Here is a 15838-nt window from a genome sequence, read left to right as displayed (position 1 = left end):
TTGGGGTTTAATATTCAGCTCAATGCGTTACTATTACCACCTTATTCCGTTAGACCCTCATATTTGATACTTTGTATTAACACCATAAGAAAAGGATAGGTTATGCGCTATGAAGTGATCGTTATCGGTGCAGGTATGGTTGGCACGTCAGTCGCGTGGCATTTACAAAAAAATAATTCAAAAGTACTGATGTTAGACAAGAAGTTGCCAGGTTCAGAGACCTCGTATGGCAATGCAGGATTGATTCAGCGCGAAGCCATTCATACCCATCCTTTTCCTCGTCAACTGACTGAGATGATCCGAGTATTGCCGAACCAAGGTACTGATATTCGCTATCGTATCCCAGCAATTTTGCGTTATCACCAAGCGCTGCTGCAGTATTGGAAATACTCTACGCCCGCTTCGGTCAAAAAAATAGAATCAGAGTGGCAGACGTTGATCGCGCATTGCACCAGTGAGCATCAGACAATGATTTCAGCATCTGGTGCTGACGAGCTAATTACTCGTGATGGTTGGTTACAACTGCATCGTTCTGAAGAGACGTTTAAAGAAGCGCAAGCATCAGCCATTGATGCGCGCAATCAAGGCGTTGAGCATAATGTGCTAAACCTTGAAGCGCTAAAAGCCATGGAGCCTAGCGCTAATTTTGAAGGTTTCGTTGGTGCGATTCATTGGAAAAACTCTTGGCAAGTGTCAAACCCAAGCTCGCTAGTCAAAGCCTATGCGAAAAATTTCCAAGAGATGGGCGGTACAATTAAAGAGAGCGATGTAAAAGAAATCGTACAAGATGGTGAAGGTTGGAAAATCATCACTGATAATGACACTTATTATAGTGATAAGTTGGTTATCGCAGCAGGTCCATGGTCTAATGATTTGATCAAGCCACTTGGCTATAATCTGCCATTGTTCCCAATGCGTGGCTATCATCAGCATTTCAAAGTGACAGAAAAGAACACCATCAATCACAGTATGTTCGATATGGACAAAGGCTTTGTGATGGGTCCAATGCAGCAGGGTATCCGTATCACGACTGGTGCTGAGATGACCACGATGGATGCACCAAAGAACTTTGGCCAATTAAAAACGGTTCTGAAGCTGGCAAGAAAAATCTTACCATTAGAAGATGCGGTTGAGAGTGAAGCATGGGCAGGATCACGTCCTTGTATGCCTGATATGAAGCCAGTTATTGGTCCTGCAGACAAGCATGAAAAACTATGGTTTGCCTTTGGTCACAGTCATCAAGGCTTTACTTTAGGGCCTATGACAGGACGTCTCGTTGAAGAGATGATTCATGACAAGCCATTATTAGTAGATGTTGCGCCATTCAGTGCCCAGCGTTTTTCTAATTAACAGCGCATTTGACAGATTTAGCACAGACTTAAATTAATAAATTGAAGGTATATAACATGATAAAGAAGCTGCATAGCAATCAACGTATGAGCAAAACTGTAATCCATAACCAGACTATCTATTTATGTGGTCAGGTAGGTAATGCAGAAGACGAAATCAAAGCGCAAACATTGACTTGTTTGGAAAAAATCCAAACGTTGTTAGAAGAAGTGGGTAGCGATAAATCAAAACTACTATCAGTAACGGTTTGGATAAAAGACATGGCTGACTTTGCTGCTATGAATGAAGTCTATGACCAGTGGTTTGAAGGTATTCAGCCGCCAGCTCGTGCTTGTGGCGAGACTGCATTGGCACGTCCTGAGCTGTTGGTTGAGATGATAGCTATCGCCGCTGAGTAAAACGGCTTGTAGTATTTGTATGAAAACAAAAGGCCATGATATCGCTATCATTGCCTTTTTTTGTTTTCCTGTTTTCTCATAGATTGGTTGTGAGTATATTTTTATAAGCTATCAAAGTAGATTAAGCTATATTTATTCAACTTATGTTTTATAATATTATGTGTTTCTCACGTTACCTGTTATTATACGCCAGCAACAGTTCTGAGATAATAAACAGTCTCTCAAAACCATCATTTTTTTAGCATTAATGGCTAAGCGAACTGCTGGTAGTTATATTTTCGATGTCTTTTTAAATTAATAATAGTTTGTTTCTTATTGAACATTTTGAGGAAATTCACGTGGAATTCATAGGCGTTATTTTACTTGTCATCGCAAGCATCATGTGCATTATTTATAGCATTAAGTTAATTATTATAGCCTTCCAAGAGTCGGTACTCTGGGGGCTGTTATATCTATTTCTTCCATTTGCCAATTTATACTTTATTATCACTCGCTGGGCAGAGTGCAGTTCACCATTTTTGAGATCACTCATAGCCGTTGCATTTATGATTGTGGGCGCTTTGATGGCTTCATAATAATAGCAACGTCATCTTTCTTTAGTCAGAGTATTTTCGTCAAACCGTTAGCATCCTTTCCATACGGCTTGACGCTTCTCAATAAAGGCGTCAATACCTTCACTCACATCGTCTGCCATCATATTACAAGTCATCACTTCACTGGCATAGTCATAAGCATCTTCGACGCTCATATCTAGTTGTTTATAAAACATATCTTTGCCAGTTCTTACCGCTACTGGAGATTTGGTAGTAATCGCCGTTATCAACGATTGCAAGACTTGCTCTAATTGATCTGCTGGGGCTACTCGATTGATTAATCCATATTGTAAAGCAGTATGTGCATCGATAAACTCACCAGTAATGAGCATCTCAAACGCTTGCTTACGAGGTAGGTTGCGACTGACTGCAACGGCAGGCGTAGAGCAAAAAAGCCCAACGTTTATCCCTGAAGTGGCAAATTTGGCTTCATCAGCGGCAACGGCTAAATCACAGGCGGCAACCAGTTGGCACCCTGCTGCTGTCGCGATGCCTTGCACTTTTGCAATCACGACTTGCGGCATACGATTAATAGTGAGCATCATGTGACTGCATTGTTGGAATAGGGCGCGCTGAAAGGCTTCATCTGAATGTGCGCGCATCTCTTTTAGATTGTGACCGGCACAAAACGCTTTACCATTTGCTGCAATGACGACTACACGGATATTGTCATCTTGAGCGATACTGTCCAGTTCCGCTTGTAGCGCAGAGAGTAGCTCAACGGATAAGGCATTGAATTGCTTTGGTCGGTTTAAGGTGAGAGTGACCACGCCACTTTTTCTATCGTCTTTTCTAATAACGGGAAAGTCATCCATGTCTAAGGCAACGTCAGAGTTTGTCATTTATCATCCTTGATAATGGGTTGTTTCGTTTGGTAGATGCTATGTATAGCTACCTAAATAGTAGCATGGCTTACCTCTTATATAATAGGTTGCTCGTGTAGAAAGCAGACAAATAAAAATAGCGATCTCATATTCTGAGGTCGCTATTTGTTTATCAGTCAGATACAAGTTAAGGCTGTATTAAGCTGTATGTACACTGAGTTTAGTATGCGCCTTCGCTATAAATAAGCTCGTAGCTGTGGCTGTATATCTCGACGATATTGCCAAACGGGTCTTCCATGTAGATCATGCGGTAAGGTTTTTCACCAGGGTAATAATAACGTGGTTTTTCCATACGCTTTTTACCGCCTGCTGCAACGATGCGCTCAGCCAACTCTTCAACATTTGGATCTTGAACACAGAAGTGAAAGATACCTGTTTTCCAATATTCAAAGTTATTTTCAGGGTTTTCTTGATTTTTAAATTCAAAAATCTCAACACCGATACGGTCACCAGTAGATAGGTGAGCAATACGGAAACTGCCCCAACCTGAACCGAATACTTCAGTACACATCTCACCAATCGGGCTATTATCTTCAACAATCTCTGTTGGCTCCATGATGGTGTACCAACCCATTACTTCAGTATAAAATTTTACGGCGGCTTCTAGGTCGGGAACTGAAAGGCCGATGTGCGAAAAACTCCTTGGATAAACGTTGTTCATAGCTTTTGCTCCTGTTAGTTGTACTCTTCTTTAACGTGAGACCAGTATACAAACATACGATTATTATGTAAAATTATCAAATATTATATAAATAATTATGTATCGTAATGATAAATATCACATGGTTGCGCACTTTTTGTGCGCTTGCCGAGTTCGGGCACTTCACTCGTACGGCTGAACGCTTACACATGACCCAATCTGGCGTGAGTCAGCATATACGTAAGCTAGAAGATCAGTTGGACACAGACTTACTGATTCGTCAAGGAAAGCAGTTTTCACTGACCAATGCAGGTGAACAGCTCTATAAAGAAGCAAGGGAGATATTGCAGCGCTTATCAAATCTGGAGCAGCGTATCGGTGAAGATCCGCCTTACGAAGGATTGGTGCGTTTGATGTCACCGGGTAGTGTGGGACTCAAGCTATATCCGCAGCTTTTGACCTTACAACAGCAGCATCCAAAGCTAGTGATTGATTATCGCTTTGCCCCAAATTCTGATATAGAGAAGGCACTTGCTAATCATGAGATTGACATTGGTTTTATGACGGATGTCTCAGATGATGAGACAGTCAGTTGTAAGTCTATGGCTCAAGAAGCGCTAATATTAGTAACACCTGCAACTACGGTGGAGCCGAGCTGGGAGCATCTCACCGAGCTTGGTTTTATTGATCATCCAGATGGTGCACATCATGCAGGTATGCTGCTAAGCGCTAATTATCCTGAATTCCAGCACATCAATGATTTTGAGAAAAAAGGCTTTTCTAACCAGATAGGTTTAATCTTAGAGCCAGTCAGCAGAGGAATAGGCTTTACCGTGCTACCTGCACATGCAGTGGCTGCTTATCAAAAGCCTGAGCTTATTAAAAGCCATCATCTGCCTGTTGCCGTTAGCGAGACGCTATATCTTGCGGTAAGACGACAGCATGCACTCTCTAATAGAATGCATACTGTCATTGATGAAGTAACGAAATGGCTATAGATATTTTGAGAATAAATGATAAATGCACAGCTATCAAAGGTTAAATAGCTGTGCATTTAATAGAAGCCGCTTATTTAATAGACTATCGTTATTTCAAGTTTTGCCCAAGTTTGATACTCGCAGCGATATTGACAGCAGTTGTTTCAATATTGTCATAAGCCTGACTCAGTACGTTTTCGATGGTATCTACTTTTTGAATGCTAGGCATAACAACATTGAACTGGCTAGTCTGAGCAGGTTTGAGTCCGTCAACACTGCCGCAGATAGCGATAACAGGTGTATGGCTAGCCTTGGCGATTTGACTGATACCACCTGCCACTTTACCCATGGCTGTCTGCGCATCAAGCTTACCTTCGCCAGTGATAACGAGATCAGCCTCTGCGATATGCTTCGACAGGTGAGCCACCTCAGCAACTGTGTCAAAACCTGATTTTAGCTGAGCTTGAAAGAATGTCATCATCGCGTAGCCAAGACCACCAGCTGCTCCAGCACCTTCGACATGTTGGCAGTCCTCATAACCGTGATGACCGCACATGGTGGCAAAGTGACTGAGTGCTTTATCTAAAGCTTTTACTTGCTCTGGACAAGCGCCTTTTTGTGGACCAAATACTGCGCTCGCACCCAAAAGACCACATAATGGATTGGTCACATCACAAGCGACTTCGAATACTGTGTCTAATACCTTTGCATGAAGATTTATATTATCAAGCCTATGTAGGCTGGCAAGTGCACCACCACCATGAGTGAGTAGAGTGTCATTGATATCGTGAAATGTGATGCCTAATGCCATTAGCATGCCAAGACCTGCATCATTGGTTGCGCTACCACCTAGACCAATCACGATACGTTTAGCCCCTTCTTCTAACGCATCAGCAATCAGCTCGCCGACACCGTAACTGCTAGCAATGACAGGATTGCGTTCACCGCTTGTCAATAGATGTAATCCGCACGCTTGAGCAACTTCGATGACAGCCGTAGCGTCAGGCAATAACAAATACTTTGCCGTTATCGATCTCATCAGTGGATCATTGACCACTACTTCTTTCCAGCGTCCACCCAATACATAAGACAGTACCGCAGAGGTGCCTTCGCCGCCATCAGCCATCGGCAGTAGCTTATAATCAGCCTCTGGAAACACTTGGCTGAAGCCAGATTGAATGGCGTGGCAAACATCCAGTGCGTCTAAGCTTTCTTTAAATGAGTCGGGAGCAATTAAAATTTTCATGAATGTCTCTTTGAATCTCTTTAAATAAATACCAAGGTTAATAACCAGATAAAGACGATGCTGGTCACGCCTTGAATACCCGTTGCCATAGAATGGGCTTTGTAAGCCTGTGACACACTCATGCGGCTAAACTGACTCACGATCCAAAAGAAACTGTCATTGGCATGAGAGATTGTCATGGCACCTGCACCAATGGCCATCACACAAAATACGCGACCTAGCTCACTGTCTAGACCAATTTGATCCAATAACGGTGCAACCATCGCAGAGGTGGTGACCAGAGCCACAGTGGTCGAGCCTTGCGCAGTTTTTAGTGCGGCTGAGACGATAAATGGCATAAAAATGCCAAGCCCTAACGCAGACAATGTCGTGCCCAAATAGTCACCAATAGGTGTCACTTTTAGCATGGCACCAAATGCACCACCAGCACCAGTAATCAATAAGATAGGCGCGGCTACGACTAAACCTTGAGAGATGCTGTCGCTGATCTGCTGCGTTTTTTGCTCGGTATTGATGAGTAGAAATGATAGAAACAGACCAATGAGCAAGGCTGTTAATGGATTACCAATAAATATCAAAATATCGGTTACCATGCCGCTGCCAAATGGCGCGCTTGGAAAGTTCGCAACAGACGATAAGCAAATCAATACGATAGGGACAATAATAGGCAAAAACGCCATTGTTGCTGACGGCATGCTGCTATAGTCGTCGCGTGTTTTCATGTTTTCAGGCAAAGTTGCTGCTGGCGCGTCCAGTGCATCGATATTGTCGGGAGCGACATTCAAGAAGCGATTAGACCACCACCAGCCAGCCAATACAGCAACCGCTGTCACCACCACACCGACCATAATAACCAAGCCTAAATTGGACTCTAATCCTAAGTTACCTGCTGCGGCAATTGGACCTGGGGTTGGTGGTACAAAGGTATGGGTTGCGTATAAGCCTGTCGCTAAGGCAATGCTCATCGCCACACTGGATACGTGTAAACGCTCGGCCAATGTTTCTTTTAATGAGTTTAAAATAATATAGCCAGAGTCACAGAATACTGGCACTGAAACCACAGCACCAACGATAGACATGGTCAAAGTAGGGAAGCGTGGTCCCAAAACTTTGATGACCGTTTCTGCCATTACAATGGCGGCACCTGTTTTTTCAAGGATTAGCCCGATGATAGTACCAAAGACAATAACCAGACCGATGTAACCTAAAATACCGCCAAAGCCATCCGAGATGGTTTTAGCAACAGTATTAAGCGGCACTTGGTAAAATAGCGCTACTAAAAAGGCTGATAATATCAATACTAAAAAAGGATGCCACTTTAACTTTGCTGTGGCAAAAATAATAAAAAGAATGGTCAGCACAAGCCAAAATACGATCATTACTGTCTCTACATGTAGGGTTGATAGCGATAATTGTGGATGCTGCTACTGAGCTATTATTTCATTAATAGCAGCATCAATAGGTATATGGATTTTTAAAGGGGCATATTTTATAGTAAATCCAAGCTGCTAGGGAATCTATTCGGCTCATATTTGATTTTATTCATGGTAAAGCTTAGATACTCTGCTAGTATGTGCTTTTTGCTTCACATGTACTATTATCAGGATGCCTACCTTGACCATATTTACTGCACCTACTATCACCAATATAGAAAATGATGAATTACGTCTGCAGCTACAGCAGATTATAGACCTAAAAACCAAGCCGCTGGGCGCGCTTGGGCGAATAGAGGCACTCGCTGTGCAGTTGGGTATGATTCAAGGAACGATCACACCGCATATTGAGCAAGCGCAAATACGAGTGTTTGCTGCAGACCATGGTTTGACTAAGCATGGTACATCAGCGTTTCCTAGTGCTGTCACTGCGCAAATGGTTCATAACTTTTTGCAAGGCGGTGCCGCCATCAACGTACTGGCACGCCAGCATAATATTGAGCTAAAGGTTGTTGACGCTGGGGTGGATGCCGACTTTGCTCCTCATCCAAAATTGCTAGATTACAAGGTTCGCCATGGTAGCCGAGACGCGCTAACAGAGCCTGCGATGACAGAAACAGAGTGTTTAGCAGCGCTAGAAAACGGCATGAAAGTCGTCAAGAATCTAGTGGGTAATCTGTTGATTGTTGGTGAAATGGGCATAGGCAATACTTCGGCGGCGAGTCTCTTGCTAGCGAGATTGGGCAATTTTTACATTGCTGATTGTATTGGTCGCGGCACAGGACTTGATGATGCAGGATTAGAGCATAAGACGGATATTTTGACGCAAGTATTAGATCGTCATCAACAGGCACAAGCACCGTTTGATGTACTCGCTGCATTGGGCGGGCTTGAGATTGCGATGATGGTGGGTGCGCTGATTCAGGCTGCTAGTGAACGGCGTATTCTCCTGATTGACGGTTTTATTGCCAGTAGCGCATTATTGGTGGCTGAACGCCTAGCGCCCGGTGTTGCTCAATACGCGGTCTTTGCTCATCATTCTGTTGAGCCGGGGCACGCGCATTTATTGAAATCACTAAATGCTGAGCCTTTACTCAATATGGGCATGCGCTTAGGCGAGGGTAGCGGGGCTGCGCTCGCGTATCCATTGTTGCAATCCGCTTGCGCCATTATCAATGAGATGGCAAGCTTTAGTGACGCCGGTATCAGTGAGCAAAACAACTGATGTCACAATCATTAAACAAACCATCAAATCAGCCATCCTCGCCTAGACGAAATTTTACTCAATTTATAAAGCATGAATGGATATTGTTACTGGTCGCCGTTCAATTTTTAACAAGATTATCAGTACCACCATTTAAGCATTATGATCCGCAATGGTTGCATCAGAGTAGCCGCCATTTCCCCGTAGTCGGTTTATTGGTGGGCTTACTCTGTGCTGGCGTGTTTTGGCTGGGCAGTCTGTTATTTACGCCGCTAGTTGCTGCAGTGCTGAGCACAGCTTTTGGAATTAAGCTCACTGGCGCTTTTCATGAAGATGGTCTTGCGGATAGCTGTGACGGTCTCGGCGGTGGTCTGACTCGCGAGCGCACTTTAGAGATTATGAAAGATTCACGCTTAGGCACTTATGGGGTGTTGGGTTTGCTGTCAGCGCTGCTATTAAAGATTAGCTTACTTGCCTCGATGCCCATACCGATAGCTGTCATCGCGCTTATCATAGGACATACCGCGTCGCGTTTACTTTGCATTAGCCTGCTGTCTTTACTGCCTTATGGTGGAGAGATAGAACACGCAAAAGCCAAACCGATGGCGCAGCAGTTGACGCCAATACAAGGGCTATATAGCAGTGGCTGGCTAATATTGGCTATTATTTTAGTCGCACTTATATTTCCCAATACGATGCAGCAGATAGGGCTTGCTCAATGGTTGTTAGCCATGATACTGGCGCTGATAGCCACTGACTACATGCGACGTTTATTGCGCAGGCGCTTGGATGGTTACACGGGCGATGGGCTCGGCGCGACGCAGCAGCTTAGTGAAATTGCTATTTATATCGGACTGGCTGCTTCTATACCCTTTATTTAAATTAAATCGTCACCAAGGACCATACTCATTCATGATTCTCTATATTTGGCGTCATCCCAAACCGATGAATACTGAAGGAATTTGTATTGGACAAACTGATATCGGCGTCGATAAACGTAAGTTGAAACGTCTTGCCAATAAAATCGAGCGCTTTGTGCGTTTGCATCAATTACCAAAAATAATTTGGGTCAGCCCCTTACAACGTTCACTAAAAGTCGGGAAAATATTAGCGCAACGTGGTTTTGAGTGTCAAGTCGCACCTGAATTGGCTGAGATTAATTTTGGCGAATGGGATGGATGTCGGTGGGCGCAAATCACCAAGCAAGAGATTGATGAGTGGTGTCATAATTTTGCACATTTTGCACCCAGTCATGGAGAGAGCTTGCAGCAGCTATTTGAGCGTGTTGAAGGTTGGTTGGTTAAGATTTCAGCTGAACAAGAAGATAGTCCAGTATTAGTCATCGGTCATGCAGGCTGGATAAATGCGGCCAAGATAATAGCTGCTGACCAAGCAGTGCCGAAAACAGCCGCTGAGTGGCCGCGCTCTGTCGCATATCTGTCCTGTAATCGTATTGATATTTAATTAAAAAAACGGCCATTATGTTGACCGTTTTTAAATTTTGAATGCTTTTGAGTGCTTTTGAATAATTTAGGAGGCTGCTAGCTTTCAGCTTGTAGCTCATCGATTTTTTCAAAATAGGCTCTCTCGTTTTTTGCTAATCCTAGGTTCGAATCAAAGCTCACATAAATGCCTCTATCATCCAGTGTTGCGTACCAATGGTCTGCATCATTATCGGTTAGGATTTGAAAGTATTTATTATTAACGATTCTACCCACCTTATAAATTTCACCTTCGCTATAAAAATGATTGCCTTGTGTACATCGTAATTTGTCGTCAGTATTTATCATGTCATTGCAGCCTATCGTTATCTAAATAAAATCTATCAATCAAATACAACGAGCATATCAAGTCAGGTGACAATAATAAAGATGACTTTATGGGTAGTATCTTATTGTTAAGTATAGGCTTTCCAAGCTATTTATTACAAATAGTTGCTAGAATATATCACTGTACAAGATACCTGATGAAATCATCAATTAAACGCGATAGCAAAACGCAAAAAAGCCAGCAACATGACGTTACTGGCTTTTTTAGACTAGATCTAGATATTCAAAAAATTACTCTTCTGAATAATCTTCGTTCTCGTCTTCAACTTCTGTTGCTGACTCTTCGTTGTCGCCATCTTCAGAAAGAATGGTAACTAGAATAGTAGCGGTAACGTCATGATGTAGCTGAATATCAACATTGTATTCGCCAACTTGACGTAAAGTGCCTTCAGGAAGCTTGATTTCAGCACGGTCTACTTCTAGACCTGAGTTAGTCAATGCTTCAGCAATATCGCGAGTACCGATAGAGCCGAATAGCTTGCCTTCGTCGCCTGATTTAGCACGCATGATGACATTAACGTCAGTTAGCGCATCAGCACGTTCTTGAGCAACAGCTACTTCTTTCGCTTCTTCAGCTTCAAGCTCGGCACGACGTGCTTCGAACTTTTCAATGTTAGCTGCAGTAGCAGGTAGTGCTTTACCCAAAGGGATAAGAAAGTTACGTCCGTAACCTGGTTTCACATCGACAGTTTCACCGAGTTTACCAAGGTTGACGATACGCTGTAACAAAATAATTTGCATGAGTCATTCCTAGTTAAAATTAACGGTTAACCCTGATGGTTATCAGTGTATGGAAGTAGCGATAAATAACGAGCTTGCTTGATAGCAGTAGCTAGTTGACGCTGATATTTAGTAGATGTACCGGTAATGCGGCTTGGTACGATTTTACCATTATCACTGATGTACTGTTTTAGCAATTCAACATCTTTATAATCGATGTGAGTGATGCCTTCAGCAGTGAAACGGCAGAATTTGCGACGGCGATAGAAACGTGCCATGAGTATTCTCCTTTAATTAGTCTTCACTGTTGTCGTTGTCGTCATTATCGTTTTCACGACTGTCTGGACGACGAGTAGTTGCTTTGCGTGCGCGTTTTTCATCGGCATTCTTGGCTAACTGCGACTCTTCAGTGACAGCGTCGTCACGGCGCATAACTAGACTACGAATGATCGCGTCGTTATAACGGAATAATTCTTCAAGTTCAGCCAAAGTTTCACCGTCAGTTTCAATGTTGAAAAGAACGTAGTGAGCTTTGTGAATCTTGTTGATTGGATATGCCAATTGACGGCGGCCCCAATCTTCTAAACGATGGATAACACCGTTGTTGTCTTGAACTAACTTGATGTAGCGCTCAACCATGCCGACCACTTGGTCGCTTTGGTCTGGGTGTACAAGTAACACCAGTTCGTAATGTCGCATTATGACTCCTTACGGATTAGTAGCTATTAACCCTATGTTAATAGCAAGGAGATTTATAAGGTAAGCCCGATTTCTAGCTATTATTATGAAAAATAATAAGAAATAAGCTTAGTTTATAAAGCGCCGTATTATAACAGTACTTAGCAACTAACACAAAGGTTAATCACTGAGCCACCGTTAATAAATTATAACAATAATTAGAAATGCTCGATTCATAAAAAAGCAGCGATATCACGCTGCTTTTTTATCAAAACAATAAGATGGATTGTTAATAAACAAGCTATTTTATTTTTGGTTCTTTCACTAACTGACTGCTATCTGCTTTTACCACTAGGGTTTTGGCCAACTTGTCATGCCAGCCGATATTTTCAGGGCTTTTTGATACCATGTAGTAATGAATAGCAATAATCACGAACCCTAAGAAGCTGGTAAACGAAAACAATAAGTTATAAATAATAAACAATAACAAAGTACGCACACCAATAAGCTTGGTAAAAGAGGGCAAACGATGTGTGGTTTGATCCACCACGCGAATACCCGTAATCAGCTTACCGAGTGATTGACCACGCAGTGTGATAAATACCAATTGCAGCGCAAATAAGCCAAATACCATGACTTGCGACATCATCAATGTGCTACTAGGAAGACTCTCCATCAGTGTCATTGAATACTGATAAGCCGCATCCATGTCTTGGATATTTTGGAATTTGGTATAATCCACATCCATTTTTGTCAATGCCATCACTAGCGGAAAAATAGCCAATAGATAGAGTAGTCCATTGATGGCTGTTGCTAATACTCGCGACATAATCGGTGCAAGTACCACATTGCCGACGACTTTGTCTTTACTAGACGCAGCCTGATTGCTATTAGCCTTGTTTAGTGACACATTATTGTGCGGTGTGTGCTGACGATTGGTGGTCATGTCAGCTTTCACATTTTTATCCGTGTCTTTCGGACGTTCAGGCTTGCCATACAATCTATCTAATGAAACTGATTTGCTATCCGAGCTATTGCTAGCGTTGTCTTCAGGAAAAACAGTTACATTATTGATAATAGAGTCATTAACCTCAGGCTTGCCAAGGTTGGTAGGTCGATAAACCGTTTGATTATTGGTCAAGTTACCGACACGCTGCCATTGGTCTAAGCCTTCATGCCACATCAAATCATCCAGCAGTACTTCACCAGATGCCAACATGATATTTAGCTGCTCCAAATTGTAAGGACCAGCTTGTACGTTATTTCGAGCAAGGAAAATCTGCATAATTGCCTGCATAGTTAGTCATATCTTAAGTCACTATATATGATACATAATATTAGGGTCTATTTAACATTTTTCAAATAGACCCTAATAATTGTTTCTTTAATGACTGTGTGAATTACTGCTGTGACTGAACGTTAGGGCTTACTTCGCTTCTTCACCAGCTAAGAAGAACCAAGTATCTAGTACAGAATCAGGGTTCAATGACACTGAGCTGATACCTTGCTCCATGAGCCAGAACGCGAGATCTGGATGGTCTGATGGACCCTGACCACAGATGCCGACATATTTGTTTGCTTTACGGCACGCATCAATCGCCATGGTCAATAGTTTCTTAACCGCAGGATCACGCTCATCAAATAGATGTGAGACGATACCTGAGTCACGGTCAAGACCAAGTGTCAACTGAGTCAAGTCGTTAGAGCCGATTGAAAAACCATCGAAGTGCTCTAGGAATTCATCTGCCAATAGGGCGTTAGTCGGTAGCTCACACATCATGATAACGCGTAAACCATTTTCGCCACGTTTCAGACCGTTTTTCTCAAGTAATTCGATGACTTCTTTGGCTTCGCCAACCGTGCGAACGAATGGAATCATAATCTCGACGTTGGTCAAGCCCATCTCATCACGTACGCGTTTTAGTGCTTTACACTCAAGCTCAAAGCAGTCACGGAAGTTGTCAGATACATAACGACTGGCACCGCGGAAACCAAGCATTGGGTTTTCTTCTGATGGCTCGTATAATTTACCACCAAGCAGGTTAGCATATTCGTTTGATTTAAAATCTGACATACGAACGATAACGGGCTGATCCATAAAGGCAACGGCTAGCGTTGAGATACCTTCGACCAACTTATCCACGTAGAAATCAACCGGTGAGGCATAACCAGCGATACGCTCTTGGATGGCTTGTGCGATTTCGCGTGGTAAGCTGTTCATGTTCAGTAGCGCTTTTGGATGCACACCAATCATACGGTTGATGATGAATTCTAAACGCGCAAGACCAATCCCTTCGTTTGGCATTTGCGTGAATGAGAAGGCACGATCTGGATTACCAACGTTCATCATTACTTTGAAGGCAAGCTCTGGCATAGACTCAACAGAGTTGGTCTGCACTTCAAAATCAATTTGGCTTTCATAAATGAAGCCAGTATCACCTTCGGCACAAGAAGCAGTGACGTCTTGACCATCAACCAATAGCTCAGTCGCATTACCACAACCAACAATGGCTGGAACACCTAGTTCACGAGCGATAATCGCTGCGTGACACGTACGACCACCACGGTTAGTGATGATAGCAGAAGCACGCTTCATGACTGGTTCCCAATCCGGATCCGTCATGTCTGATACCAGTACATCACCTTCTTGTACTTTATCCATCTCATTTAAGTTGCTAACGATACGGACTTTACCTGAACCGATACGTTGACCGATTGAGCGACCTTCGCATAATACTTTAGCGTTAGTCGTGTCGATGATATAACGTTCCATGACATTGCTGTCTTGGCGGCTCTTAACCGTTTCAGGACGCGCCTGAACGATAAAGATTTCATTGGTATCGCCGTCTTTTGCCCATTCGATATCCATCGCTTGACCATAATGCTTTTCGATCGTCACGGCTTGTTTAGCAAGAGAGGTTAGCTCTTCAGTTGATAATGAGAACTGCATACGATCTTGTTTTTCAACATCGACAGTTTTCACCGATTTAGTAGTGCTACCTTCATCACCGTAAATCATTTTCTTATGCTTGCTGCCTAGGTTACGGCGAATCACCGATGGTTTACCATTGGCTAGCAATTGCTTAGAAATATAGAATTCATCTGGGTTAACCGCTCCCTGTACAACCATTTCACCTAGACCATAGCTTGAGGTGATGAATACCACTTGATCAAAGCCGCTTTCGGTATCTAGCGTGAACATCACACCCGCCGCGCCAGTTTCTGAGCGAACCATACGCTGTACAGCAGCAGATAAGGCAACGCCTTCATGCTCAAAGCCTTTATGGACACGGTAAGAGATGGCACGGTCATTATATAGTGATGCAAATACTTCTTTAATTGCAATTAGGACGTTATCAATGCCGCGAATGTTCAAGAAAGTCTCTTGCTGACCCGCAAATGAGGCATCTGGCAAATCTTCGGCAGTCGCAGAAGAACGTACAGCAACCGCGATGTCTTCGCCGCCGCTCATCGTTTCAAACGATTGACGTACTTCTTGCTCAAGATCACTTGGCAGCTCTTGCTCAATAATCCAAGTACGAATCTTTTTACCCGTTTCTGCAAGTTTTTTGACATCATCAACATCTAGCGTTTTTAGTTCGTTGTTGATTTTGTCAAGCAGGCCAGTTTCATTCAAAAAGCGGTTAAATGCATTTGACGTGGTGGCAAAGCCGCCTGGTACACTAACACCCAAATCAGACAAATGGCTGATCATTTCACCTAATGAGGCGTTCTTGCCGCCGACCATTTCAATGTCGTCTTTTCCTAGCTGATCAAGATTGATTACAAGTGCTGTAGATTGCGCTGCCATGATAACTCCAGAAAATAAGGTTATTTAGTAAAGATTATAACGGTGAATTATACCGCTATATTTGGAGAATTTCGA

Annotated in this window: 16 protein-coding genes; 6 read left to right on the top strand and 10 right to left on the bottom strand. The window is 43.0% G+C overall.

Annotation, left to right across the window (positions count from 1 at the left end):
- Nucleotides 1–102: 102 nt before the first annotated feature.
- Entirely contained in the window at nt 103–1350 is a 1248-nt protein-coding gene (locus C8D84_RS03845; RefSeq protein WP_109590201.1) for an NAD(P)/FAD-dependent oxidoreductase, read from the top strand.
- Between the two features lie 59 nt (nt 1351–1409).
- A complete protein-coding gene (locus C8D84_RS03840) occupies nt 1410–1748 on the top strand; it encodes a RidA family protein (RefSeq protein ID WP_109590454.1) in 339 nt (112 codons plus the stop codon).
- A 622-nt stretch (nt 1749–2370) separates the two neighbouring features.
- Here C8D84_RS03840 and C8D84_RS03830 read toward each other — a convergent pair.
- Complete coding sequence (locus C8D84_RS03830; RefSeq protein ID WP_211181242.1) at nt 2371–3183, bottom strand: enoyl-CoA hydratase; 813 nt, start codon at nt 3181–3183, stop codon at nt 2371–2373.
- A 202-nt stretch (nt 3184–3385) separates the two neighbouring features.
- Entirely contained in the window at nt 3386–3886 is a 501-nt protein-coding gene (locus tag C8D84_RS03825) for a lactoylglutathione lyase family protein (RefSeq protein ID WP_055124259.1), read from the bottom strand.
- Between the two features lie 107 nt (nt 3887–3993).
- Here C8D84_RS03825 and C8D84_RS03820 point away from each other — a divergent pair, with 107 nt between their 5' ends.
- Nucleotides 3994–4863, top strand: coding sequence for a LysR family transcriptional regulator (locus C8D84_RS03820; RefSeq protein ID WP_109590199.1), 870 nt, complete (start codon nt 3994–3996; stop codon nt 4861–4863).
- An 88-nt stretch (nt 4864–4951) separates the two neighbouring features.
- Here C8D84_RS03820 and C8D84_RS03815 read toward each other — a convergent pair whose 3' ends face one another.
- Together C8D84_RS03815 and C8D84_RS03810 are read right to left on the bottom strand one after the other, a co-directional pair.
- Nucleotides 4952–6088: a glycerate kinase gene (locus C8D84_RS03815; RefSeq protein ID WP_109590197.1), complete on the bottom strand. Its 1137-nt coding sequence runs from the start codon at nt 6086–6088 to the stop codon at nt 4952–4954.
- Between the two features lie 20 nt (nt 6089–6108).
- On the bottom strand, nt 6109–7467 hold the full coding sequence (locus C8D84_RS03810; protein WP_109590194.1) for a GntP family permease: 1359 nt from the start codon (nt 7465–7467) through the stop codon (nt 6109–6111).
- A gap of 226 nt (nt 7468–7693) precedes the next feature.
- On the opposite strand from C8D84_RS03810, the gene cobT reads away from it, so the two are divergent.
- The 3 genes from cobT to C8D84_RS03795 are packed head-to-tail and all read left to right on the top strand — an operon-like array spanning nt 7694 to nt 10189.
- Entirely contained in the window at nt 7694–8746 is a 1053-nt protein-coding gene (gene cobT, locus C8D84_RS03805; RefSeq protein ID WP_109590192.1) for a nicotinate-nucleotide--dimethylbenzimidazole phosphoribosyltransferase, read from the top strand.
- Nucleotides 8746–9606 carry an adenosylcobinamide-GDP ribazoletransferase gene (gene cobS / locus C8D84_RS03800; RefSeq protein ID WP_109590190.1) on the top strand — a complete coding sequence of 287 codons (861 nt, stop codon included), beginning with the start codon at nt 8746–8748 and terminating at the stop codon, nt 9604–9606. The genes cobT and cobS overlap by 1 nt, the downstream gene beginning before the upstream one ends.
- Nucleotides 9607–9637: 31 nt before the next feature.
- Complete coding sequence (locus C8D84_RS03795) at nt 9638–10189, top strand: histidine phosphatase family protein (protein ID WP_109590188.1); 552 nt, start codon at nt 9638–9640, stop codon at nt 10187–10189.
- A gap of 77 nt (nt 10190–10266) precedes the next feature.
- Here C8D84_RS03795 and C8D84_RS03790 read toward each other — a convergent pair whose 3' ends face one another.
- From C8D84_RS03790 to ppsA, 6 genes are all read right to left on the bottom strand, one after another.
- Nucleotides 10267–10515, bottom strand: a complete 249-nt coding sequence (locus C8D84_RS03790; protein ID WP_109590186.1) for a hypothetical protein — start codon at nt 10513–10515, stop codon at nt 10267–10269.
- Between the two features lie 270 nt (nt 10516–10785).
- Nucleotides 10786–11295: a 50S ribosomal protein L9 gene (rplI, locus tag C8D84_RS03785; RefSeq protein WP_045446903.1), complete on the bottom strand. Its 510-nt coding sequence runs from the start codon at nt 11293–11295 to the stop codon at nt 10786–10788.
- A 26-nt stretch (nt 11296–11321) separates the two neighbouring features.
- Nucleotides 11322–11552: a 30S ribosomal protein S18 gene (gene rpsR, locus C8D84_RS03780; RefSeq protein WP_010198808.1), complete on the bottom strand. Its 231-nt coding sequence runs from the start codon at nt 11550–11552 to the stop codon at nt 11322–11324.
- Between the two features lie 16 nt (nt 11553–11568).
- Nucleotides 11569–11973 carry a 30S ribosomal protein S6 gene (gene rpsF / locus C8D84_RS03775; RefSeq protein WP_045446907.1) on the bottom strand — a complete coding sequence of 135 codons (405 nt, stop codon included), beginning with the start codon at nt 11971–11973 and terminating at the stop codon, nt 11569–11571.
- A 280-nt stretch (nt 11974–12253) separates the two neighbouring features.
- On the bottom strand, nt 12254–13249 hold the full coding sequence (locus tag C8D84_RS03770; protein ID WP_109590184.1) for an RDD family protein: 996 nt from the start codon (nt 13247–13249) through the stop codon (nt 12254–12256).
- A 129-nt stretch (nt 13250–13378) separates the two neighbouring features.
- Complete coding sequence (gene ppsA / locus C8D84_RS03765; protein WP_109590182.1) at nt 13379–15763, bottom strand: phosphoenolpyruvate synthase; 2385 nt, start codon at nt 15761–15763, stop codon at nt 13379–13381.
- Nucleotides 15764–15838: the final 75 nt, after the last annotated feature.

This window comes from Psychrobacter immobilis, assembly GCF_003148585.1.
GTDB lineage: Bacteria > Pseudomonadota > Gammaproteobacteria > Pseudomonadales > Moraxellaceae > Psychrobacter > Psychrobacter immobilis.
This window is presented reverse-complemented; position numbering and strand designations above follow the sequence as displayed.